Below are 21,008 nucleotides of genomic sequence, written 5' to 3' on the forward strand. Positions count from 1 at the left end.
CGGAGGGGGGGCGGTATGGAGCCGGTCGGCCCGACCTCCGCCGGGTCTCGCGGAATTGTGCGCTGTCTCGCACGCTACGCATGCACTCGGTCGCTGAGAAGGGCACGGACCGATCGGATCGTGACCGGGTCGGACGTGCGCAGGGAGGACCGGCGTGGACGGCGAGTGGGCGCAACCGGTCATCGACCCCGGGAGTCGCGAGCGTCCGTGCAGGTGATCGCGGAGAACGGGATGCGTCCGGACGGATATGCAGTAATCTTCAGTCACGGCGTCATGACATCGACCGCGGTCGGCGCCTGCAGCCAGGTCGTCGGCTGCCGCCTCGGCCCCGCGGGACCACAGATGAGGAGAACGATGTCTGCACAAGGATGCACGGTCGACAGTCCGGAGGCCTCGCCGCCGATCGCGAAAGGGTCGGGCGCCACGACGTCGGCGAGACCGGCAGGGGAGGAACCCCCTGAGATCCGCACCGGTGCTCGAGGACGCCGCGAGGAGATCATCGACGGCGCGGCGGAGATGTTCGCGGACCACGGCTATCACGGCTCCAGCCTGCGCGAGATCTCGAAGCACATCGGTATCTCCCACTCCGGGATGCTGCACCATTTCGACAGCAAGACGGCGCTGCTCGACGGCGTGATCGACCGGCTCGAGGAGCATGCCCAGAGCGCCTTGGACCGCGCTCCGGAGCTGCGCGCGAGCCGGCGTGCGCTGCTGCAGGGGCTGGTCGAGCTCTGGCACCCCGCTGCTCTTCCCATTCGTCTGCTCGCCACGCTGGACGCGGAATCCGTCAGCGAGGACCACCCCGGTCGCTACCGGATGGCGAGGCTGCGGAAGGTGCACGAGCACATCCTGGAGGACTGCTTCACGAGCTTCGCCGAGCAGGGGCTCCTGCGTGCCGCAACGGATCCGGCTTTCGCGGGCCGCGCCCTGTTCGCCCAGGTGCTCAACCTCGCCGTTCGTGAGAAGACCGTGCAGCCGTTGCAGCACCGCTCCCATGACGATGCGCCGCTGAAGGACCTGGCCATGCAGGTGGACATCTTCTTCCTCGAGGAGCAGCTCTCGGCCGATTGACGGCGGTGTGCTCCTGGGCCGCCCTGCCCTCGACCACGTGACTCAGCGGTCGTCGCGATAGCGGTCGGAGAGGGCGCTCTCGTCGGCGCCGAGAGCATCGAGGGCGGAGCGCAGCCCCGACGGCATGTCGAGGCGCACCACCTGGTTCACCGCACCGAACCGGCCGAGGCGCAGCAGAACGCTGCCCGCCGTCCGATCCACCTCGACAGCGAGGAGCTCGCCGGTGGCGTCCTGACCCACCAGGATCTCTCCCTCGTCGACCGAGTAGGGTTCGCCGGCACGCAGCTCGAGTTCATGCCTGCCGCATATCTCGTACTCGAAGCTCCCGGCGGAGTACCACGTCTGCGGTGGTGCCGTGCATCGACGGACCTCGCATCTGCGCGGGAAGATCTCGGAGTTCTGGTGCTTGTGAAGTGTCATGAAGGCTTCCACTCTCCCCGGTCCAGAGGCGCGCGGACGTTCGGAGGGGTAGGCCTGCCTTCCGGCACGGGACGATGAGCGCCTGCGATCAGCGCTTGTCGCGGTGCGGCAGGCCTCCCTGCTCCTCGAGCCTGAGCGCGCTGCCCATGGCGAAGGAGATCGGTGCCCGCTCGCCGACGAACAGGCCCCACTGGTCGGCCTGTGCGCGGGAGGCCTCGGCCTTCATCGCTGGCCTCTCCCATGTGGACGAGGGAGAGGCCGATGGAGACGAGGCCGGCGGCGTACATGTGGTTCGCCATCACGCCCACCTCCTCGAGGAGGCGATGTTCGGAATCTCGGTGTGTTCGTCCCACCCTGGCACGCTCGGGCCCCGGCCAGAAGGGGCTGGACCGATCGTATGGATATCGAGCGTGCGGTCGACCACGACATGGTGCCCGGTCCGGAACCGCATGCCGTCCGGGTCCCTCGGGCACGCGCGGGAGCCGTCCTACGCGCGGAAGTGGTTCTGGAGGTAGTCCGGGTCCAGGGAGGAGACGAGGTCGTCCGCGAGCTCGCGGAGCTTGACGTTGCGGTGGTTGGAGGCGTCCTTGAGGATGCGCATCGCCTCGGCGTGGGTGCAGCGGTTCTGACCCATGATGATCCCCGCCGCGAGACTGATCACCGTGTGGGAGCTCATCGCCGCGTGCAGGTCGTGCTCGGCCTCGCGATGAGAGGCCAGGCGAATGGCGAGACGCAGGGCGCCCGAGGCCCGGTCGACCTCCTGCTGGATGCTCGCGATCACGTCCGCCTCGAAATGGTGGGGTGCGGGGGAGTAGACGTTCAGGCCGGCCCAGGCATCGTCGTCCAAGTCGAAAGGGACGCCGAGGATGGAGCGCACGCCCTGTTCCGCGGCCGCGGGGAGATAGTCCGGCCACCGCGTGTCCTCGCGCACGTCGCCCACTCTGATCACGGTGTCCTCCCGGATCGCCGTCATGCAGGGCCCGTCGGTGTAGCTGTTCTGCAGCTCGTCGAGGGCTTGCGCCTCGAGCCCGGAGGCCGCGGCGGTGCTCGCCTTCCTCTTCCGCAGCAGAGTCACCGCGCACCACGCCGGGGCGTCGCCATCTGAGATCTCCCGAGCGAGCATCGCGGTGAAGTCCTCGAGGAACGCGGAGATGTCGTCGCTGTGCAGGAGAAGATCCTGGAGCTCCTGTCGATCCATCGCGACTACGTCATCGGTCATCTCGGCTCCGTTCTTGCCGTGCGGGTGATCGGCCGTGGCCCGGGGCGACCGACGGTCTTGACATCAACGGTACATTCGCGCGAGGCATACCCGCCCGGGGCGGCGCTGCAGGGGGAGCGAGAGGGTGCGCGGGCGGCTTGAGCGGCTTCGGCCGAGTGGTCAGCGCTCGCCGGACGATTCCTCTCTGCGGACAGTTCTCTCGGGGTGATCGCGCTCGGCATCGACGCCCCCTCGGTCGAGGCCGCCCCGCCGCCGGGGACCGAGGGGATGTTCTCGCTCGGCGTCGCAAGCGGCGCTCCGCGCCCCGACGGGGCGGTGCTGTGGACCCGCCTGGCCCCGGAGCCTCTGGCCGAGGACGGCCACGGCGGGATGCCGCTGAAGGAGGTGACGGTGCGCTGGGAGGTCGCGACCGACGAGGACTTCCGCGGCATCGTCGCCCACGGCCGGGCGCTGGCCCAGCCCGGCCTCGCCCACTCCGTGCACCCGCGCGTCGAGGGGCTCGAGCCCGGCACCGAGCACTTCTACCGCTTCCGGGTGGGTCGCGAGCTCAGCCCCGTCGGCCGCTTCCGCACCCTGCCCGCCGCGGGCGAGACCCCGGAATCGTTCTCCTTCGGGCTCGTCTCCTGCCAGGCCTGGTACCACGGCCACTTCACCGCCCACCGCCACCTCGCGGCGGAGGAGGACCTCGACCTGGTCGTCTTCGTCGGCGACTACATCTACGAGTACGGCATCACGGAGACGAACCTGTGGCGCCAGGGGGCCGAGGTGGGCGAGGCGCATCGGGTCGAGATCGAGACGCTCGAGCAGTACCGCCTGCGCTACGCCCTGTTCACGTCCGATCCGCACCTGCAGGCCGTGCACGCCCGCGCCGCGGCGGTCGCCGTCTGGGACGACCACGAGGTGCAGAACAACTACACCGGCCGCCTCTCCGACACCGGCATCGACGAGGAGGACTTCGCCCACCGGATCGCGGTCGCCTATCGCGCGTTCTACGAGAACATGCCGCTGGACGTCGCCGCGCTGCCCGAGGGCCCGGACACCGACATCACCGCCGGCTTCGACGTCGGCGCCCTCGCCCGCTTCTCCCTGCTGGACTCCCGCCAGTTCCGCGACGCGGAGCCGGCCGACGCCGCCGAGCAGCAGCGCGAGGACCGCACCATCCTCGGCGCCGCGCAGGAGGAGTGGGTCGGGGAGCGGCTCGCGAGCTCGGAGGCGACCTGGAACGTGCTCGCCAACGGGGTGGTGCTGGTCCCGATCACCGAGGACCGCACCGACATGTGGGACGGCTACCCGGCGGCCCGTCGGCGTCTGCTCGCCCAGATGGCCCAGGCGCAGAACCCGGTGATGCTCACCGGCGACATCCACAAGCACGTCGCCGCCGAGATCCCCGCCGACCCCGACGACCCGGGCGAGGAGCGGCTGGGCGTGGAGCTGGTGTGCACCTCGGTCGCCTCCGACGGCGACGGCGCCGAGGACGCGGGCAGCCCCGAGACCTGGACCCGGCACGACCACGTGAAGCTCTACGACGGCCGACGCGGCTACGTCCACGTGCGCCTCACCCCCGAGGAGATGGTCTCCAGCTTCCACGTCGTCGACTGGATCGAGGCCGACGACACCGCCCCGAAGCAGCTCACCGCCCGCTTCACCACCCCCGCGGGCGAGCCCCGCCTGATCCCGGCCTGAGCCGGACGAAGGAGCACCGCCATGAGCCCGCGCCCCGCCGTCGTCACCGGCCTCGCCGCCGAGCCCGCCCTCGTCGCGATCTCCCTTTCCTGGGACTCGCTCGGCTTCGACCCGCTGATCGACCACTACCGCATCTACGGCCTGCCCGGCGGGACGGCCCCCGACACGGCCGATGAGTCCGCGCTGCTGGCCAAGACCGTCTACCCCCGCTTCCGGCACACCGGCCTCGACGTCGCCGGCGAGACCTGGACCTACGCGGTCCTCGCCGTCACCGACGCGGGGGAGCGGGGCGAGCCCTCCGCCCCGGTCACCGCCGCCTCCGAGCCCTCGGTCACCGCGACCGGGACCCCGGTCGCGACCATCGGGGACTTCGACGGCCGCACCCTCGAGCACCTCCTCGCCCCCGCCTCCTACGCGCAGATCCCCAAGCGGTTCCCCGATGCGCTGATCGAGTACGTGGACGGGACCGACGCACCCGGCGAGGCCTGGCCCTACCTCCTGCCCGGCCCAGGAGACGCCTGGGCCGGGAGCAAGGCCTACCGCGCCCGCTGGACCGTCACGCTCGAGAGCGCACCGAGCGAGGACCACGACCTGGCCCTCTGGCTCGTGGACACCACCCGCCTCGGCGGCCTGCTGCGCATCGCGGCGAACGGCGAGCACGTCACCGAGCTCGAGCTGCCGGTCGGCGCGACCCGCGGCTCCCGCGAGGGCGACGCGACCGTGCCCGGCACGCCGCTGCGCCGCGCCCTGCTCGAGCTGCCCGTCCCGGCCGCCGCGCTGCAGGAGGGGCAGAACGTCATCGAGCTCGAGCTCGCCGAGGGCGGCTGGGTCGCCTGGGACGCGCTGGGGCTGTTCGCGCGGGGATGAGACCGGGCGGGGCGGGGCGTCGTCCGCGGCGGCTCCGCTGCCGAGCGCCCGGCCCCGCTCACCGTAGCATGATCAGCTGGCGCAGCCACGGCACGTGCCCGCCCAGCAGGGCGACCGCGCCGTCGGCCAGCACGGCGAGGCCGGCCAGGACGAGCACGGTCGCCAGCACTGTCTGCAGCATCCGGCGGCGCGGGGAGAAGATCTCGAGCAGCCGCGCCACGACCTGCTCGTGGCGGCCGACGGCGGCGGCGACGACCACCGTCACCAGCGGCAGCTGGTAGACGAGGTTCCACACCACCAGCAGCGCGATCCGCAGCGTGAGGTGCTGCTCCTGGGACGCCATCCCGACGGCGATCGTGAACGCCGGATCGGCCAGCGCGGTCCCGGCGAAGGCCACCCCGCCGAGGACCAGCGGGACGGTGGCCAGACGCGCCGGAGCGGCCCTCTCCTCGAGCGCGCCGTGCGGTCCGGGCGGCTGCGAGGCGGCGCGGAACTGGTGCACGCCGAACCCGATCAGCGCGAGGCCCACGACCGCCTCGACCGCGCCGATCGCGCCGTTCGACTCCAGCACGGGATGCAGCCAGCGTCCCAGCAGGGTCAGCAGCGGGTGCAGCACCAGCGTCGCCGCGACCACGACCGCGCCGTACCCCGCGGCGAAGGCCAGCAGGTGCCGCATCGTGCCGCCGCGCAGCAGCATCCCCATCGCGAGCACGCCGCCGAGCACGTCCATCGTCACCACGGCGAGGCCGAGGAAGGCGAGGAGGCCGGCGAAGGTCATGGAGGCCAGCGTATGAGGTGCCGGGGACCGGAACGACCGGACGACCTGCACGGACCGGGGTGGGGGAAGCCCCCGGGCGATGCACCGGCGGGGCGCCCCCACGACGTCCTCGAAGGCGTCGGCGCCCGCCTGCCGCGGCCGCCCTGCCGTGTCGGCCACATCCCGCGGAACGGACGAAGGATTCCGCCTCTTGCCTGCCATCATGAGCACATGCGCGGAATCATCCTCGCGGGCGGCACGGGCTCCCGGCTGCACCCGCTCACGCTCGGCGTCTCCAAGCAGCTGATGCCCGTCTACGACAAGCCGATGATCTACTACCCGCTGAGCACCCTGATGCTCGCGGGGATCCGGGAGATCCTGATCATCACCACCCCCGAGGACCAGGCCGCCTTCCAGCGCGTCCTCGGCGACGGCTCCCGCTTCGGGATCGAGCTCGAGTACACCGTCCAGCCCTCCCCGGACGGCCTCGCCCAGGCGTTCGTGCTCGGGGAGGAGTTCCTGGACGGGCAGCGCTGCGCGCTGATCCTCGGCGACAACCTCTTCTACGGACAGGGCATGGGCACCCAGCTGCGCCGCTACGCGGAGGTCGACGGCGCCGCGGTGTTCGGCTACTGGGTCAGCGACCCGCGCTCCTACGGCGTGGTGGAGATGGGCGAGGACGGCCGTGCGCTCTCCCTCGAGGAGAAGCCCGCCGCGCCCCGCTCGAACCTCGCCGTGCCGGGCCTGTACTTCTACGACCACACCGTCGTCGAGCGGGCGAAGGCGCTGCGGCCCTCCGCCCGCGGCGAGCTGGAGATCACCGACCTGAACCGCGGCTACCTCGAGGACGGCCAGCTGCAGGTCGAGGTGCTCACCCGCGGCACCGCCTGGCTCGACACAGGCACCTTCGACGACCTCGCCGCGGCCGGCGAGTTCATCGCCACCGTCCAGAAGCGGCAGGGCCTGTCCATCGGCTCCCCCGAGGAGGTCGCCTGGCGGATGGGCCACCTCTCCGACGAGGAGCTGCGCGAGCGGGCGCAGCCCCTGGTCAAGTCCGGCTACGGCCGCTACCTGCTCGACGTCCTCGACCGCGAACGCGTCCTCGGAGGTTCCCGCTGATGTCCCCCCACCTGCTCGTCACCGGCGGCGCCGGCTTCATCGGCTCCAACTTCGTCCACCACGTCCTCGCGCATACCGACGCGCGCGTGACCGTGCTGGACAAGCTCACCTACGCCGGCTCCGCGGCCTCCATCGCCGGGCTCCCCGAGGATCGGGTGCGCCTGGTCCAGGGCGACATCGCCGATGCCACGCTCGTGGACGAGCTGGCCTCTGGTCTCACCGGCGAGGGTGACGCGATCGTGCACTACGCCGCCGAGTCTCACAACGACAACTCGCTCGACGACCCGAGCCCGTTCCTGCAGACGAACCTCATCGGCACGTACACACTGCTCGAGGCCGCGCGGAAGCACGGCACGCGCCTGCACCACATCTCGACTGACGAGGTCTACGGCGACCTCGAGCTCGATGATCCCGAACGGTTCACGGAGAGCACCCCGTACAACCCCTCGAGCCCGTACTCCTCGACGAAGGCCGGCAGCGACCTGCTGGTCCGCGCCTGGGTGCGCTCCTTCGGGGTGCGAGCGACGATCTCGAACTGCTCCAACAACTACGGCCCCCGCCAGCACGTGGAGAAGTTCATCCCCCGCCAGATCACAAACCTGATCGACGGGATCCGCCCCCGCCTCTACGGCAAGGGCGAGAACGTGCGCGACTGGATCCACGCCGACGACCACTCCTCCGCGGTCCTGACGATCCTGGAGAAGGGCCGCATCGGGGAGACCTACTTGATCGGCGCCGACGGGGAGAGGAACAACCTCGAGGTCGTGCAGATGCTGCTGCAGCTGATGGCGCGGGAGGCCGATGACTTCGACCACGTCACCGACCGTCCCGGCCACGACCTGCGCTACGCGATCGACTCCACCAAGCTGCGCGAGGAGCTCGGCTGGGCGCCTGCGTACCGCGACTTCGCCGCCGGCCTCGCCGCGACCGTCGACTGGTACCGGGAGAACGAGGACTGGTGGCGCCCGCAGAAGGCCGCGACCGAGGCGAAGTACGCGCAGGTGGGCCAGTGACCGCGCTGCCCGTCGTCCACGAGACCCCGATCCCCGGCCTCCTGGTGGTGGACCTGCCCGTCCACGGGGATGCGCGAGGCTGGTTCAAGGAGAACTGGCAGCGCGAGAAGATGCTCGCCGCCGGGCTGCCGGACTTCGGCCCCGTCCAGAACAACATCTCCTTCAACCAGGCCCCCGGCGTCACCCGCGGCATCCACGCCGAGCCCTGGGACAAGTACATCTCCGTCGCCACCGGGCGCGTCTTCGGCGCCTGGGTGGACCTGCGCGAGGGCGACTCCTTCGGCGCCGTGTACTGGCACGAGATCACCCCCGAGGTAGCGATCTTCGTGCCGCGCGGAGTGGGTAACGCCTTCCAGACCCTCGAGGCGCCCTCGGCCTACACCTACCTGGTCAACGACCACTGGTCCGCGGCCGCGCAGTCGCAGTACACCTTCCTGAACCTCGGCGACGAGACCGCCGCGATCCCCTGGCCGATCCCGCTCGCGGAGGCCGAGCTCTCCGAGAAGGACCTCGCCCATCCGCGCCTGGCGGACGTCGTCCCGGTCCCGCCGCGCCGCACCCTCGTCGTCGGCGCGAACGGGCAGCTGGGCCGCGCGCTCGCCGCGCGCTGGCACGGGCGGGCCGACGTGGACCTCGTCGGCCGCGACCGGCTCGACATCGCGTCGGAGGAATCTGTCGCGGGGTTCGACTTCACCCCGTACGGCACGATCGTCAACGCCGCCGCGCACACCGCCGTCGACGCCGCCGAAACCCCGGAAGGCCGGGCCGAGGCCTGGGCCGTGAACGTCGACGGCGTCGCCCGGCTCGTCGAGGCCGCCCGCGCGCAGCGCGCGACGCTCGTGCTCGTCTCGAGCGACTACGTCTTCGACGGCACCGCGGAGGTCCATGACGAGGCGGAGCCGCTGACCCCGCTCGGCGTCTACGGGCAGACCAAGGCCGCCGGCGACCGGCTGGTGGCGACCCTGCCGGGGCACTTCGTGCTGCGCACCAGCTGGGTGGTGGGGGAGGGGAAGAACTTCATCGCGACCATGGCGAGCCTCGCCGAGCGCGGCATCGACCCGAGCGTGGTCGACGACCAGGTCGGCCGCCTCACGTTCACGACCGACCTCGCCGCCGCGATCGAGCATCTGCTCACGGTGCGGCCCGAGCCCGGGGTGTACAACCTCAGCGCCGGCGGGGAGCCGACGAGCTGGGCCGGGATCGCGCGCCAGGTCTATGCGCTGACCGGCCACGACCCGCAGCGCGTCACCCCGGTGCCGACGGCCGAGTACTACGCCGCCCAGGGGCGCGCCGAGGGCGACGGCACCATCGCGCCGCGCCCCCGCAGCTCGGTGCTGGACCTCGCGAAGATCGAGGCGACGGGCTTCGTCGTGAGGGACCAGGCCGAGGCGCTCGCCGCATACCTGGGAGTCATCGGCCGCTGAGCTGGCGCCATGGGCGACGAGCCGTGACTGACGGGCGCCGCGCGGGGATCAGCGGGCGGCCTCCTCCGCGACTGCGGTGAACAGCTCCTCGTTCGTGGGCACCCCGGTCCGCACCGCGCCCTCCTCGTCGAGATAGCGCCAGGTGAACGGCACACCCTTCGCAGTGGTGATGTCGGGCCCGTCCATGAGCTGGAAGTGGACGTGCGGATCGGAGGAGTTCCCGGAGTTCCCGCACTGTCCGAGCACCTGCCCGGCCCGCACCCGCTCGCCCGCCCGCACCGTGGGCGAGCCGCGCCGGAGATGGGCGAGCACCGCGACCGTCCCGTCGGCCGCCCCGGTGCTTGCCGCGCGGACCATGACGTGGTTGCCCAGCAGGTGCCTCGGCGCGCCGAGGCTACGCACGAACCCCTCGAGCACCATGTACGCGATGCCCGGCAGGGAGAGGCGGCTGAGATGGTCGCGGCTCGTGCCGTGCACGGCGATCACCTCGCCGTCGAACGGGGAGAGCACCTCCTGCCCGAAGGACGGGAACCCCTCGGGCCGACGCATCGGCGCCCACAGAGGATCCAGGGCGCGGGGCGAGGCGCCCTCGGGCTCGTAGGTGATGTCGATGGCGAAGGTCTGGCCGAGCCTGTGGGTGTGCGAGGGGACCTTCGAGGCGGGCGAGTTCAGGCCCCGCCACCGCCCGGCCACGGGCAGCGCGACCGGGATCGGCTCCCGGTCCGTCGCGGGGTGCTGACGGCGGCCCTGCAGGAGCTGCCCTGCGACCCCGAGCACCACCAGCGCCACGCCCAGCAGGTACAGCGGGCCGATCCCGCGCCCCAGCGAGACCGTCGCGATGATCAGGAGCGCACCGAGCGCGAGCGCCGGCCCGGACAGTCGCAGCACGGAGGACATCGAGGAACCTTGCCGGTGAGGGGGGGCGGAGATGCACCCACAGTACGCACTGCCGGGCTGGTCCGTCCCGGGTCTTCCGCGACCGCTCAGAGGGGCCTCGCCGCCTGGACCCGCAGCGTCGGGCTCAGCCGGCACGAACCCCCGGCCGGCCCGACGGCGCCGCGCTGATCGACGGGTCAGTGCCCGTAGCCGCTTCCCGGCTCGGTCCGCTCCTCCGCATCGATCTCGTCCTGCTGCGCCTCGATGATGTCGTCGTGCTGCTCGGCCTCTTCGCGGGAAAGCCTCTTGGTGCGCTCGTCGACGAGGTCCTCGATCTCGTCCGTCGACGAGCTCTCCTCCCCCTGGTCCTCCGGGTGGGGGCGCGCCTCGTCGTCAGGGTGCTGCATCGGTGTGCTGGTCATCTCGGTTCCTCGTCTCCTGGTCGATCGGTCCGGTGGTGTCTCCGGACGGGTCAGTCGCCGGGCCATTCCCCGAACGTCTTCTCGAAGGCTCGGGCTCCGCCGCGGTCCACGAGCGCCTTGACCGTCGCGTAGATCGCGCCCTGGAGCGCGGCGGCGATGAGGATCTCCCGCAGCGGGAACTCGGACTCGAGCGCCTTGGGGGTGTCCTTCGACCGTGAGGGAGAGGCGACCTTCCAGAGCTGCTTGAACAGCACCCCGGAGAGGGCGCCGCTGAGGATCCCGCTCGCCAGGCCGACGGGCCGGTAGAGGATCTTCGCGGACGTGCTGGTGGGTTTCCGATGGGCCATGAGGTGCTCCTTCGCGCAGTGCAGTGCAGTGTGGCGGGTGCGGCCGGGAGGGGCCGGGTCAGCGCCGACGGGTGATCAGCAGGCCGACGGCGGCGAACACGCTCGCGCCGGCGACCGCGGCGAGCAGCGCCGGGACGGGACTGTCCGGGTCGGTGGCTGTGTGCCGGGCGTGGGCGAGCGTGGACTGTGCGCTCTCGCGGGCGTGGTCGACCTGCTCACGGGCGCGGTGCGTGAGCCGGTTGATCTGCTCATCGGCCTGCGCCTTCGGGTCGAGCTTGTCGGAGAGGGCCTCGACCGTCTCGCCCAGCTCGCGGCGGGTGCGCGCGATGTCGGCCTCGATCTCGTCGGGGCTCGCATCGTCGGCCGGTTCGCGGGGTTCGCCGGCGCCGGGGTTCACGCGGGCGTTCTCGTCCTGGCCGGGCGTGGCAGCTGCGGGGGACATGTCAGATCCGCTCCTTGATCTCTCGGGCGTCGCGGCGCACGGTCTCGACCGTGCGTTCCGGCGCGGGGGTGAGGCCCTCGGCCTTCTTCTTGCCGAGCAGCGCGGCGATCCCCGCCGCGATGAACACGGCGACGGTCACGATCAATGCCGCGGCCCAGGCCGGCAGGAACAGCGCCAGGACCAGGATCAGCGTGGCCAGGAGCGTGCCGACGCCGAACCAGGCGAGGATCGCGCCTGCGCCGAACAGTCCGGCGGCGGTCCCGCCCTGCTTGGCCTTCTCGGTGTACTCGGCGCGGGCGAGCTTCAGCTCGTCCCGCACCAGTCGTGCGGTCTGCTCCGACAATCGGTCCACGAGGTCGGCGACGGATGGTTCCCCGGGGGGTCGAGAGGTGGTCACAACGTGCTCCCTTCGCAGTGTCCGCGGCGCCCGCCCGGAGCGGGGGCCGCGGTGGGGGGCCGGGGCGAGGCGCGCCCGGCCCGTCCGTGGTACTGGCCACAGCTTAGGGACGTCACGGTCCGCTCAGCCGGGAGCGGGCCGGGACGGGCCGCAGGGATCCACACCATCCGGCGCTCACCTGCGACGCTGCGGCGAACGCAGGCATCTTGTGAAGGAACCCGACCGGACGGTCACGGTGGTCGCACCGCGCCCCACCAGCGGGTGCGCTCGCTTGCACGCCGTGGCGTCGCCCAGGACGTGCCCGCAGCGCCGATCGCGTGGTCTGATCGTTTCAGGAGTGCGGGCGCCCCGCTGCGGGCCTCGAGGGGCCTGTGCGGGTCCCGCCAGGGCTCGGCCCGCGCTCGCGAGCAGCAAAGAGGAGCGAGCATGACCGCGAAGAGCACCGAGCCCGACGCCCACCCCGCCGACGCACCCGACCCGGAGGATCCCCGCAAGCCGGACTCGCCGACGGAGGTGACCGCACCCTCATGGAAGTACGTGCTGCGCACCACCATCCGAGAGTTCTCGGCCGACGCCTGCACCGACCTCGCCGCGGGTCTGACCTACCGCGCTGTCCTGTCGATCTTCCCCGCCCTGATCGCGCTGGTGTCGATCCTCAGCCTCTTCGGGCAGGACGAGCAGTCGGTCACCTCGGTGCTCGACCAGGCAGAGGGCATCGTGCCGCCCGACGCCTGGGAGACGGTGCGCCCCGCGCTCGAATCGATCCTCACCGCGCCCGCCGCCGGGCTCGGCCTGATCATCGGCCTGATCACGGCGCTGTGGTCGGCCTCGACCTACACCAAGGCCTTCGGCCGCGCGATGAACATCATCCACGACGTGCCCGAGGGGCGCGGGGCGATCACACTCAACCTGCAGATGTACCTGCTGACCGCGCTGTTCCTGATCCTCGGTGCGGTGGGTCTGCTGATCTTTGTGCTCTCCGGGCCCGTCGCCGAGGCCGTGGGCAGCGCCATCGGCCTGGGCTCGGTCGCCGTGACGGTGTGGAACATCGCGAAGTGGTTCGTGCTGGCCGCGATCGTGGTGCTGGTGGTGGCGCTGCTCTACTACGCGACGCCCAACGTGCAGCAGCCCCGGTTCCGCTGGATCAGCCTCGGTGCGCTGATCGCGATCGCCGTCGCCGTGCTCGCGAGCGTCGGCTTCTTCCTCTACGTCTCGAACTTCGGCAGCTATGACGCCACCTACGGCGCGCTGGCCGGCGTGATCATCCTGCTGTTGTGGATCTACCTGATCAACGTGATCCTGCTGTTCGGTGCCGAGGTGGACAGCGAGATCGAGCGCGGCCGCGAGCTGCAGGCCGGCATACCCGCGGAGGAGGAGCTGCAGCTGCCGCCGCGCGACACCAAGGCCAGCGACAAGAAGGCGAAGAAGGACGCGGCGGACGTCGAGCGCGGCCGGAACCTGCGCGAGAGCGCCGGACGCAGCCAGGAGGACCCCGCCGCCGGTCCCTCGAGCCCGTCGGCCGATCCTTCCGCGGAGACCGACCGGCGCTCCTGAGCCGCGGGCACCGGAGTGCGAGAGCGCCGCAGCAGCACGGAGATCGCGCAGACCGTAGATGTCAGAGCGAACGTCAGCTCTCGCGGCGGCGCGGCGCTCATGCGCGATGCGCGCCGTCAGTCCCAGGGGTGCTCCAGCTGGCACGCGGAACCGGTGCATGGCCGTGCGCTCGCCGCCGAAGAGGAAGGCCTTCCGCGCACTCTCGCGGACGGCTCCGACGAGGCAGTCCTGGTGGCGCAGATGCCGTTGGGTGATGCCGATGACGAAGTGCGAGCACTCGCATCCCTTCACTTGACCACCTGCACCATCGCCAACGGCTCTCGCAAGGACGGTCGCGCCTGGTGTGCCGAGGGTGCGCTGGACGAGGAGGGCAGCATCACCAGCGCCCGGATTCGTGCCGATCTGCTCGACACCGACGGGGCCGTCTGCGATGTCCTTGGTGCAGAGACGACGGCTCGCGATCGCATCGATCTCTACAGGCACCACCGTCTGCTCTCGCTCGAACTCGTGGAGGACATCTCCGAGAACCCATGCGGCTCCGCAGTGCGGGTCTCGGCGCGTGTGCGGTGACGACGTCCGAGAGCAGGAAAGCGCACCCCGTGCAAGGAGTGGGAGTGGCGATGGAGGCGACGTCGACCTCCATCGAGGAATGCACTACGGCAGAGGCCAGGAGTTCCGGGCGGCGGTCATTGCTCGGCAGGCCCCTCGACGGGCAGGCGCACCGTGAAGCTCGAACCCACGCCCCGTTCCGAGGCGACCGTGATGTCGCCCCCGTGGGCGCGCACGAATCCGCGGGAGATCGCGAGCCCCAGCCCGGTGCCGGGGACCGCGGCGTTGCGCACATGCTCGGTGCGATAGAAGTTCTCGAACACGTGCCCGCGCTCCTGCTCTGTCATCCCGATTCAGCCCCTACCAGTTCTGGAGCGAACGCAACGCCTACACCGCCGGCATCAAGGTGGTGTGGCGGGGCAACGTGTACATCGCCAAGTGGTGGAACGAGGGCGAGCGCCTGACAACCCCGTGCTCCAGGACTCCGAGACGCCATGGACCCTGATCGGTCCGGTTCTCGCAGGGGAGACCCCCGCCCCCACCCTCGAGGTGCCCGACGACATCGCGCCCGCATGGACCGGATCCGCCACCTATGAAGGCGGAGAGATCGTGCTGTTCGACGGCACCCTCTACCAGGCCCGCTGGTGGACCCAGGGCGACAGCCCCGAGAGCGCTCACGTCGACGCGAGCGCCTCGCCCTGGCGGATCCTCGACGAGGACGAGGTGACTGAACTGGTCGAATCAGGGGGAGTCGCCGCGAGAACCTCGGCCCCCTCCGACGGGGGCGGCGACTGAGTCGGTGGAGCCCGTGCTTCTCCGGTGGCGATGCGCATGATGGCGACCCCGTAGTCGGAGTGTCGGCGGCGATGAACCAGGTGATGACTCGGCTCCCACTGCTGGTGGCCCTACCGCGAGATCCTCGCCCAGCTGATCATCCTGCTCGGCACGCACCTCAGCATCGCGGTGCTGAGGGGGCTGACGTTCTTCTCCGGAATCATGGCCTCCGCCGATGCGGGGCTGGTCTCGAGCGCCACCTGGATCGCCACCGTCACCTGGCTGCGCACCGCGGCCATCGAGAACCGCATGAGCGGGCGGTGCGGGAACGATGCCGCGGGAAGGAGGATGCTTCCGCGCAGGAGGGACCCAGGGAGGTCGCAGCGGTGCGATCCTCCGGCACAGCGAGCAGCCCGGACACGGCGTACTCGATGCCGCTCGCCCCGAGCCGGCGTGCATGGCGGCAAGCGGCGGCTGGCTCCGGCGCCTATGCCCGGAACCGCTCCACATACCGCTCGAAGTCCCATGCCTCGCGGGCATCGTCCCCGTCGAGGAACGTCGTCGCCGCCTCACGACCCTTGCGATACAGCAGCTCACGCTCGGCCTCGGAGAGGTCGAACTGGGTGGGACGCACCGCGGCGGTGTCGATGAAGATCGTGCGCGCCACGGCGTGGGAGGCGTCGATGTGCATCCGGTCGTAGAACCCGGTGACGGTGTCCACCACCGCCTTGCCGAAGGAGAGCGGGCCCCGGATGTGGTTGCGCACCCCGAAATCCGCCTCGGGCTTCGCGGAGAGCTTGAGGCCGAAGGTGGGCCAGCGGGGCGGCTCGCCGCCTGGGCGGTCGAAGACCGAGGTCGGGAAGTTCGAGAGCATCCCACCGTCCACCAGCACGGACGTCCTGCCGTGGGTGTTCTTCCACCGCACGGGGCGGAAGAACAGCGGGATCGAGGCCGAGGCCCGCACCGCCTCCACCACCCGCAGCTGCTCCGGCCCGGTGCCGAAGGCGTCAGCGTCCGTCGGCAGATAGCGCAGGCGGCCCGCGCTCAGATCCGAGGCGGTCACCACCAGGCGGAAGGCCTGCGCTCCGCTCAGTTGCTGGGCCGGGTCCGGGTCGCGATAGCGCAGATCCGCGAAGGTGCCGGTCCAGTCCGGTCCTGCGTGCTCTTCCAGCTGCCGCTCGAGCCAGGCCGCGAGCGCGTCCCCGCGATGCACACCCAGGTGCGCGAGGATCGCCAGGCCCTTGCCCAGCATCGTCCGGGTCCACCACGGGCCGTCCTCGAACTCGCGGTAGTCCGTTCCGCGCAGGATCTCCACCATCTCCGTGCCGGAGATCCCCGAGGTGGCCAGCGCTCCCGCGATCGCGCCGGCGGAGGAGCCCGCCACCCGGTTCACCCGGTAGCCGCGCTCCTCGAGCACCTCGATGGCGCCAGCCAGGGCGATGCCCTTGACCCCGCCGCCCTCCATCACGAGGTCGACCCGACGCGAGAGCTCCTCGCCCCCGCCCTGCGCAGATTTGCCCTCAGCCCCGACGTGCGCAGATTTGCCCTCATCTCTCGAGTGCAGGGCGGCGCTCGGCGGGGTGTCGGGCGAGACGGCAGGCTGCGGGGACGTCATGGCGCCCAGGCTAGGGGAGCGGTCCGACGCCGAGCCGACGCGGCCCGACCGCGGGCAGGCCGGTGGACAGATCCACGACGCAGGGATAGCGAACATGGGCGAATGGCGTGCTCGAAAGCCCATGTCTGCTGACCGGCCGACCTGCGACGGCGCGTCATGCAGGACCTCGCTCGGGCCGAAAGTTTTGTGCCTGCGGCGACTCATGCGAGCCCGCAGATGAGTCCTCACGGCCACAAAAGCTCACCGGCCCCGCGCCGGCCGGGTCCACGACGTCGCTTCCCGCCGCCGAGACGTGGCGATGTGACGGTATTGGGCCTCATACCGTCACAAACTCAGGTCTCGATCGCGTGTTGCCCGGTCTGCCCCGTCCAGCCCGCACCCCGCGCCGTCCCGTCCTGCCCCCACCCACGCAACAACCCACCGAGGCCGATGCGATCGCTCGCACCGACCCCGGCGGGTCAGAATCCTGCGGAGGCCCTGGTCAGAGCGCCCTGCTCGGACGCTCTGCTGAGAACCCCCTGCTCAGAGCGTCTTCGCCAGCGGGTCGAAGCCCTCGGGCAGCACCGGCACGGGGTCTACCGACGACTCGACGGTGACGAACTCGCCGCGCTCGGCCGACTCCTCCGCGGAGAGCATGATGTCCAGCACGTGGTAGCCCACCTCGCCGCTCGCCACGTGCGGGCGACCGTCCTGGATGGCGCGGACCATGTCCAGCAGGCCCAGGCCGCGCCCGGTGACCGGGCCCTCCTGCTGGATCTCGATCCACTCCTGCACGGGCGGGGCCTCGCCGAAGGACTCGAAGGGGCGCACGTAGGCGATGCGGCCCTCGAACATGTTCGGGTCGGGGATCGAGAGCGAGCCCTCGGTGCCGTGGATCTCGACGATGCCCTGACGCGCGAGCGGCGAGTCGAAGCTGACCAGCGACGTGCCGGTCTGGCCGCCCTCGAACTGGGTGAGCACGGAGATGGTCGACGGCGGCTCGACGGGGAACTTCTGCCCCTTGTTCGGGCCGACGAGGATCTCGCGCTCCTCCTGCGCCTTCAGACCCATCGCGGCGACCTTCTCGACGGTGCCGAAGAGGCTCACCAGGGTGGTGAAGTAGTACGGGCCGATGTCCAGCAGCGGGCCGGCGCCCTTGGCGAAGAGGAAGGCGGGGCTCGGGTGGAAGACCTCCGGGCCCTGCCACTGCATGGAGGTCTGCGCGAACAGCGGGCGGCCGATGAGGCCGTCGAGGATCGCGCGCTTGGCGGTCTGGACGCCGGCGCCGAGCACGGTGTCGGGGGCGCAGCCGATGCGCAGCCCGGCCTCGTCGGCCTGCTTGAGCAGCGCGGCGGTGGACTCGCGGTCCAGGCCCAGCGGCTTCTCGGTCCACACGTGCTTGCCTGCGGCGATCGCCTGCGAGGAGATCTCCGTGTGCACGGCGGGGATGGTCAGGTTCACGACGACCTGCACGCCCGGGTGGTCCAGCACGTCCTGCGCGGTGCCGGAGGCGGGGATGCCGTACTTCTCGGCCTGGGCCGCGGCGACCTCGGTGTTGAGATCGCCGAGGATCAGGACCTCGAGGTCAGGGAAGGTGGTGAGGTTCGTCAGGTACTGGTCGGAGATGACTCCGGTGCCGATGAAGCCGACGCCCACGGGGCCGTTGAAAGGGGTGCTCATGCTGCGAGTCCTCCGTCGATCAGGAAGCGGTAGCTGTTCTCGACGTCCTCGAACACGTCGCCGGGGGCGTTGTCGTACTCGATGACGGCGTACTTGACGTTCGTCGCCGCCTTCATCGCCTCGACGGTGGGCACCTCGCCCTGGCCGGCGTGGCGCTGGTCCAGGCTCGAGGAGCTGAACTTGGGGGCGCCGGGGGCGAAGGGGTTGGACTCGGGCTTGATGCCGTCCTTGACGTGGATAGCGACGAGGCGGTCGCCGAGCTCCTGCACCAGCGCGACGACGTCCTGTCCGCCGACGAGGGCCCAGTACAGGTCCAGCTCGATCTCGACCGACGGATCGATCAGCGACAGGAAGCGCTGGTAGGCGGTCTGGCCGTCGAAGTCCGCGAGGAACTCCTGGGCGTGGTTGTGGTAGCCGACCGCGAGGCCGAACTCCTTGGCCTTCTCGGAGGCGGCGTTGAGGCGCTCGGCGATGTCCTTCACGCCGTCCTCGGTGAGCCAGCGCTCGGTGGGGACCATCGGGTCGATGACGGTCTTCATGCCGATCTCGGCGGCGGCCTCGAACACGACCTCGTTGGAGGGGGTGGGGATGGAGCCGTCCGGGGTCCACAGCTCGTCGGAGAGCAGCGGGGCGTGGCCGGTGGGGGAGGCGAGGCCGGAGGCGTCCAGTGCCGCGCGGATCTCCTTCGGGCGGCGCACGAAGTCGAAGGCCTCGACGTTCTTCAGGCCGATGCCGGCGAGCTTGTCGAGGGAGCCGTTCATGTCTGCGGAGAACTCCGCGGCCAGCGTGTACAGCTGGACGGAGGCGAGGGGCAATGCCACGGGTGACCTGCTTTCGGTACGTCGTCGTCAGAGGGCGGGTCGCACTCGCCGGCCCGCGGCGCGCGAGGGGTGGGGCGGTGCGTGGGCGACAGCGTAGCACCGGATCCCACCAGTTGGAGGTTTTGTCTGGGATCGGCGGCCGACGGCGCATACTGTGGCGCCATGAGCACCGACGACGAGCCCGCCGAGGACCCTGCGAACCCTGCCGCGAGCTCCGAATCGAGCCCCGCCGGGGGTTCCGCGACCTCGGCAGACCGCCCCGCGACCCCTGCCGACGACGCCGCCGGACCGGCTGGTCCGTCGGCCGCCAGAGCGGCGCGGGCACGCGGCATCGGCCGTCAGGGCTCCTACTCCAAGGGCATCGCGCGGAGGCGGGAGATCCTCGACCGCGCGATCGAGGTGTTCCGCGACCGCGGGGCCGACGGCACCTCGCTGCGCCGGATCGCCGAGGCCATCGGCGTCTCCCACGGCGCGCTGCTGCACTACTTCTCCTCCCGTGAGGAGCTGCTGGTCGCCGTCTACGAGCATGCCGAGCGCAGGCGCGACCTCGACCGTCTCGAGCGGGAAGGTCCCACCGCCCTCGACGACGAGCTCGCCGTCGAGGTGATGGCCAATGCCGCGATGGCGAACCTCGAGGTGCCGGGGCTCGTCCAGCTCTACTCGACGCTGGTGGCGACCTCGCTGGAGAGCGAGCGCGGACCGGCGAAGGAATTCTTCACCGCCCGCTTCGAGAACGTGCGCGGCAGCCTCGCGACCCGCCTGCGCGAGGACCAGGCAGCGGGCCGGGTGCGAGCCGACGTCGACCCCGAGCAGATGGCGGCCCTGATCGTCGCCGCCTCGGACGGCCTGCAGATCCAATGGCTGCTCGAGCCCTCGATCCAGCTGCAGCAGACCCTCGAGCTGTTCGCGGTGCTGCTGGAGCCGTGAGGGGCTGACGGGGCAGTACGGGGGACGCGCATCGACGACAGGAGAATCACCGATGACCAGCGGATGCGGCTGCGGCTGCGGCACGCCCAGCCGGGAGCAGCTGCTCGGGGATCTGAACGTTCCGGCTGCCGGCCCGGCGCCCTCGGCCGGCGAAGGCCGCCACCAGATCCAGCAGATCACCGTCCCCGCCGGCGCCTTCATCATGGGCGACTCCTCCGGCGACAAGAACCGCGCCGACGGGGAGACGCCGCGCCACGAGGTCGCGCTCAGCGCCTTCGACATCGACGCCACGACCGTCACCAACGATGCCTTCGCCCGCTTCGTCGACGAGACCGGCTATGTCACCGAGGCCGAGAGCTTCGGGTTCTCCGCTGTCTTCCACCTCGCGTTCTCCGCGCCCGAGGAGGACGTGATGGGGCCGGCCGACGGCACCCCGTGGTGGGCCGGCGTGAAGGGTGCGGACTGGCGCCACCCCGGCGGTCGACACTCCGACCTCGACGGCCGCGGTGACCACCCGGCGGTGCACATCTCCTGGAACGACGCGATCGCCTACTGCGACTGGGCCGGGCGCCGACTGCCCACCGAGGCCGAATGGGAGTACGCGGCCCGTGGTGGGATCGACGGGGCGAAGTACCCCTGGGGCGATCAGGAGGTCGACGAGGGCGGCTGGCGCGCCAACATCTTCCAGGGCGAGTTCCCGCGCCGGAACACCTGCGAGGACGGCTACCTCACCACCGCGCCCGTGCGCAGCTTCGAGCCCAACGGCTACGGCCTGTGGCAGATGGTCGGCAACGTGTGGGAGTGGTGCGAGGACTGGTTCCACCCCGCCGCCTACCGCCGCGGCATCACCGCCGAGAAGCGCACACTGGTCACGGATCCCGTCGGTCCCGAGACCGGGCAGGCCCGCGTCATGCGCGGCGGCAGCTACCTCTGCCACCTCTCCTACTGCAACCGCTACCGCAACTCCGCCCGCTCGCAGAACACCCCCGACTCGTCGATGGGCAACGGCGGCTTCCGCACCCTCGGCCGGCGGCGCGGCGAGGCGTGATCGC

Annotated in this window: 25 protein-coding genes; 11 read left to right on the forward strand and 14 right to left on the reverse strand. The window is 71.1% G+C overall.

From position 1 onward, the window contains the following. Positions 1–354 precede the first annotated feature (354 nt). On the forward strand, positions 355–1,071 hold the full coding sequence (locus tag L3K22_RS10480) for a TetR/AcrR family transcriptional regulator (RefSeq protein WP_263311334.1): 717 nt from the start codon (positions 355–357) through the stop codon (positions 1,069–1,071). A 42-nt stretch (positions 1,072–1,113) separates the two neighbouring features. On the opposite strand, the gene L3K22_RS10485 is transcribed toward L3K22_RS10480, so the two are convergent. The 3 genes from L3K22_RS10485 to L3K22_RS10495 form a co-directional block, all read right to left on the reverse strand. Then, positions 1,114–1,491 (reverse strand): hypothetical protein, encoded by a 378-nt coding sequence (locus L3K22_RS10485; protein ID WP_263311335.1) that lies wholly within the window; start codon positions 1,489–1,491, stop codon positions 1,114–1,116. 88 nt (positions 1,492–1,579) lie between these two features. Then, on the reverse strand, positions 1,580–1,717 hold the full coding sequence (locus L3K22_RS10490; protein WP_263311336.1) for a hypothetical protein: 138 nt from the start codon (positions 1,715–1,717) through the stop codon (positions 1,580–1,582). Between the two features lie 261 nt (positions 1,718–1,978). Next, positions 1,979–2,710: a GAF and ANTAR domain-containing protein gene (locus L3K22_RS10495; protein WP_263311337.1), complete on the reverse strand. Its 732-nt coding sequence runs from the start codon at positions 2,708–2,710 to the stop codon at positions 1,979–1,981. 204 nt (positions 2,711–2,914) lie between these two features. On the opposite strand from L3K22_RS10495, the gene L3K22_RS10500 reads away from it, so the two are divergent. Then, positions 2,915–4,393, forward strand: a complete 1,479-nt coding sequence (locus L3K22_RS10500; protein WP_263311338.1) for an alkaline phosphatase D family protein — start codon at positions 2,915–2,917, stop codon at positions 4,391–4,393. Between the two features lie 21 nt (positions 4,394–4,414). Beyond that, positions 4,415–5,260, forward strand: a complete 846-nt coding sequence (locus L3K22_RS10505) for a polysaccharide lyase family protein (protein ID WP_263311339.1) — start codon at positions 4,415–4,417, stop codon at positions 5,258–5,260. Positions 5,261–5,318: 58 nt separating this feature from the next. Here the strand turns inward: L3K22_RS10505 and L3K22_RS10510 are convergent, their stop codons facing one another. Next, positions 5,319–6,038, reverse strand: coding sequence for a hypothetical protein (locus L3K22_RS10510; RefSeq protein WP_263311340.1), 720 nt, complete (start codon positions 6,036–6,038; stop codon positions 5,319–5,321). Positions 6,039–6,248: 210 nt separating this feature from the next. Here L3K22_RS10510 and rfbA point away from each other — a divergent pair, with 210 nt between their 5' ends. The 3 genes from rfbA to L3K22_RS10525 are packed head-to-tail and all read left to right on the forward strand — an operon-like array spanning position 6,249 to position 9,573. Then, positions 6,249–7,136 carry a glucose-1-phosphate thymidylyltransferase RfbA gene (gene rfbA / locus L3K22_RS10515; RefSeq protein WP_263311341.1) on the forward strand — a complete coding sequence of 296 codons (888 nt, stop codon included), beginning with the start codon at positions 6,249–6,251 and terminating at the stop codon, positions 7,134–7,136. Further along, entirely contained in the window at positions 7,136–8,149 is a 1,014-nt protein-coding gene (gene rfbB / locus L3K22_RS10520; protein WP_263311342.1) for a dTDP-glucose 4,6-dehydratase, read from the forward strand. The genes rfbA and rfbB overlap by 1 nt, the downstream gene beginning before the upstream one ends. Then, positions 8,146–9,573 carry a sugar nucleotide-binding protein gene (locus tag L3K22_RS10525; protein WP_263311343.1) on the forward strand — a complete coding sequence of 476 codons (1,428 nt, stop codon included), beginning with the start codon at positions 8,146–8,148 and terminating at the stop codon, positions 9,571–9,573. Before rfbB ends, L3K22_RS10525 begins: the two co-directional genes overlap by 4 nt. A gap of 48 nt (positions 9,574–9,621) precedes the next feature. On the opposite strand, the gene L3K22_RS10530 is transcribed toward L3K22_RS10525, so the two are convergent. The 5 genes from L3K22_RS10530 to L3K22_RS10550 form a co-directional block, all read right to left on the reverse strand. After that, the gene (locus L3K22_RS10530; protein ID WP_263311344.1) at positions 9,622–10,470 is read right to left on the reverse strand and encodes a M23 family metallopeptidase; all 849 of its coding nucleotides are present in this window, start codon (positions 10,468–10,470) and stop codon (positions 9,622–9,624) included. A gap of 176 nt (positions 10,471–10,646) precedes the next feature. Continuing rightward, a complete protein-coding gene (locus L3K22_RS10535) occupies positions 10,647–10,871 on the reverse strand; it encodes a hypothetical protein (protein WP_263311345.1) in 225 nt (74 codons plus the stop codon). A gap of 50 nt (positions 10,872–10,921) precedes the next feature. Next, positions 10,922–11,218: a DUF4235 domain-containing protein gene (locus tag L3K22_RS10540; protein WP_133675551.1), complete on the reverse strand. Its 297-nt coding sequence runs from the start codon at positions 11,216–11,218 to the stop codon at positions 10,922–10,924. Between the two features lie 58 nt (positions 11,219–11,276). Further along, entirely contained in the window at positions 11,277–11,660 is a 384-nt protein-coding gene (locus L3K22_RS10545) for a DUF3618 domain-containing protein (protein WP_263311346.1), read from the reverse strand. Between the two features lies 1 nt (position 11,661). Next, positions 11,662–12,012, reverse strand: coding sequence for a phage holin family protein (locus tag L3K22_RS10550; protein ID WP_263311347.1), 351 nt, complete (start codon positions 12,010–12,012; stop codon positions 11,662–11,664). A 471-nt stretch (positions 12,013–12,483) separates the two neighbouring features. Between L3K22_RS10550 and L3K22_RS10555 the strand changes: the two genes are divergently transcribed. Both L3K22_RS10555 and L3K22_RS10560 read left to right on the forward strand, forming a co-directional pair. Next, the gene (locus L3K22_RS10555; protein WP_263311348.1) at positions 12,484–13,611 is read left to right on the forward strand and encodes a YihY/virulence factor BrkB family protein; all 1,128 of its coding nucleotides are present in this window, start codon (positions 12,484–12,486) and stop codon (positions 13,609–13,611) included. A gap of 99 nt (positions 13,612–13,710) precedes the next feature. Continuing rightward, positions 13,711–14,181, forward strand: a complete 471-nt coding sequence (locus L3K22_RS10560; RefSeq protein WP_263311349.1) for a hypothetical protein — start codon at positions 13,711–13,713, stop codon at positions 14,179–14,181. A 116-nt stretch (positions 14,182–14,297) separates the two neighbouring features. Here L3K22_RS10560 and L3K22_RS10565 read toward each other — a convergent pair whose 3' ends face one another. Further along, positions 14,298–14,507 (reverse strand): ATP-binding protein, encoded by a 210-nt coding sequence (locus L3K22_RS10565; RefSeq protein WP_263311350.1) that lies wholly within the window; start codon positions 14,505–14,507, stop codon positions 14,298–14,300. Between the two features lie 124 nt (positions 14,508–14,631). On the opposite strand from L3K22_RS10565, the gene L3K22_RS10570 reads away from it, so the two are divergent. Then, positions 14,632–14,955, forward strand: a complete 324-nt coding sequence (locus tag L3K22_RS10570; RefSeq protein ID WP_263311351.1) for a carbohydrate-binding protein — start codon at positions 14,632–14,634, stop codon at positions 14,953–14,955. Between the two features lie 110 nt (positions 14,956–15,065). On the opposite strand, the gene L3K22_RS10575 is transcribed toward L3K22_RS10570, so the two are convergent. From L3K22_RS10575 to L3K22_RS10590, 4 genes are all read right to left on the reverse strand, one after another. Continuing rightward, a complete protein-coding gene (locus L3K22_RS10575) occupies positions 15,066–15,245 on the reverse strand; it encodes a hypothetical protein (RefSeq protein ID WP_263311352.1) in 180 nt (59 codons plus the stop codon). Positions 15,246–15,421: 176 nt separating this feature from the next. Next, complete coding sequence (locus L3K22_RS10580; protein ID WP_263311353.1) at positions 15,422–16,549, reverse strand: patatin-like phospholipase family protein; 1,128 nt, start codon at positions 16,547–16,549, stop codon at positions 15,422–15,424. A gap of 522 nt (positions 16,550–17,071) precedes the next feature. Beyond that, positions 17,072–18,208, reverse strand: a complete 1,137-nt coding sequence (locus tag L3K22_RS10585) for a Gfo/Idh/MocA family protein (RefSeq protein WP_263311354.1) — start codon at positions 18,206–18,208, stop codon at positions 17,072–17,074. Then, positions 18,205–19,029, reverse strand: coding sequence for a sugar phosphate isomerase/epimerase family protein (locus L3K22_RS10590; protein ID WP_263311355.1), 825 nt, complete (start codon positions 19,027–19,029; stop codon positions 18,205–18,207). The genes L3K22_RS10585 and L3K22_RS10590 overlap by 4 nt, the downstream gene beginning before the upstream one ends. 162 nt (positions 19,030–19,191) lie before the next feature. Between L3K22_RS10590 and L3K22_RS10595 the strand changes: the two genes are divergently transcribed. Then, complete coding sequence (locus tag L3K22_RS10595; protein ID WP_263311356.1) at positions 19,192–19,956, forward strand: TetR/AcrR family transcriptional regulator; 765 nt, start codon at positions 19,192–19,194, stop codon at positions 19,954–19,956. Positions 19,957–20,008: 52 nt separating this feature from the next. Further along, positions 20,009–21,004 (forward strand): formylglycine-generating enzyme family protein, encoded by a 996-nt coding sequence (locus L3K22_RS10600; RefSeq protein WP_263311357.1) that lies wholly within the window; start codon positions 20,009–20,011, stop codon positions 21,002–21,004. The last annotated feature ends 4 nt before the right edge of the window (positions 21,005–21,008 follow it).

This window comes from Brachybacterium atlanticum (genome assembly GCF_025669985.1).
Classification (GTDB): domain Bacteria; phylum Actinomycetota; class Actinomycetes; order Actinomycetales; family Dermabacteraceae; genus Brachybacterium; species Brachybacterium conglomeratum.

What these genes read in the sequence shown, in the direction of transcription:
- L3K22_RS10545 (WP_263311346.1), bottom strand. Translation starts at nt 11,660, where the DNA reads ATGTCCCCCGCAGCTGCCACGCCCGGCCAGGACGAGAACGCCCGCGTG.
- L3K22_RS10505 (WP_263311339.1), top strand. Translation starts at nt 4,415, where the DNA reads ATGAGCCCGCGCCCCGCCGTCGTCACCGGCCTCGCCGCCGAGCCCGCC.
- L3K22_RS10580 (WP_263311353.1), bottom strand. Translation starts at nt 16,549, where the DNA reads ATGACGTCCCCGCAGCCTGCCGTCTCGCCCGACACCCCGCCGAGCGCC.
- L3K22_RS10575 (WP_263311352.1), bottom strand. Translation starts at nt 15,245, where the DNA reads ATGCGGTTCTCGATGGCCGCGGTGCGCAGCCAGGTGACGGTGGCGATC.
- L3K22_RS10485 (WP_263311335.1), bottom strand. Translation starts at nt 1,491, where the DNA reads ATGACACTTCACAAGCACCAGAACTCCGAGATCTTCCCGCGCAGATGC.
- L3K22_RS10480 (WP_263311334.1), top strand. Translation starts at nt 355, where the DNA reads ATGTCTGCACAAGGATGCACGGTCGACAGTCCGGAGGCCTCGCCGCCG.
- L3K22_RS10560 (WP_263311349.1), top strand. Translation starts at nt 13,711, where the DNA reads ATGCGCGATGCGCGCCGTCAGTCCCAGGGGTGCTCCAGCTGGCACGCG.
- L3K22_RS10565 (WP_263311350.1), bottom strand. Translation starts at nt 14,507, where the DNA reads ATGACAGAGCAGGAGCGCGGGCACGTGTTCGAGAACTTCTATCGCACC.
- L3K22_RS10540 (WP_133675551.1), bottom strand. Translation starts at nt 11,218, where the DNA reads ATGGCCCATCGGAAACCCACCAGCACGTCCGCGAAGATCCTCTACCGG.
- rfbA (WP_263311341.1), top strand. Translation starts at nt 6,249, where the DNA reads ATGCGCGGAATCATCCTCGCGGGCGGCACGGGCTCCCGGCTGCACCCG.
- L3K22_RS10490 (WP_263311336.1), bottom strand. Translation starts at nt 1,717, where the DNA reads ATGAAGGCCGAGGCCTCCCGCGCACAGGCCGACCAGTGGGGCCTGTTC.
- L3K22_RS10510 (WP_263311340.1), bottom strand. Translation starts at nt 6,038, where the DNA reads ATGACCTTCGCCGGCCTCCTCGCCTTCCTCGGCCTCGCCGTGGTGACG.
- L3K22_RS10600 (WP_263311357.1), top strand. Translation starts at nt 20,009, where the DNA reads ATGACCAGCGGATGCGGCTGCGGCTGCGGCACGCCCAGCCGGGAGCAG.
- L3K22_RS10495 (WP_263311337.1), bottom strand. Translation starts at nt 2,710, where the DNA reads ATGACCGATGACGTAGTCGCGATGGATCGACAGGAGCTCCAGGATCTT.
- L3K22_RS10530 (WP_263311344.1), bottom strand. Translation starts at nt 10,470, where the DNA reads ATGTCCTCCGTGCTGCGACTGTCCGGGCCGGCGCTCGCGCTCGGTGCG.
- rfbB (WP_263311342.1), top strand. Translation starts at nt 7,136, where the DNA reads ATGTCCCCCCACCTGCTCGTCACCGGCGGCGCCGGCTTCATCGGCTCC.
- L3K22_RS10585 (WP_263311354.1), bottom strand. Translation starts at nt 18,208, where the DNA reads ATGAGCACCCCTTTCAACGGCCCCGTGGGCGTCGGCTTCATCGGCACC.
- L3K22_RS10535 (WP_263311345.1), bottom strand. Translation starts at nt 10,871, where the DNA reads ATGACCAGCACACCGATGCAGCACCCTGACGACGAGGCGCGCCCCCAC.
- L3K22_RS10595 (WP_263311356.1), top strand. Translation starts at nt 19,192, where the DNA reads ATGAGCACCGACGACGAGCCCGCCGAGGACCCTGCGAACCCTGCCGCG.
- L3K22_RS10555 (WP_263311348.1), top strand. Translation starts at nt 12,484, where the DNA reads ATGACCGCGAAGAGCACCGAGCCCGACGCCCACCCCGCCGACGCACCC.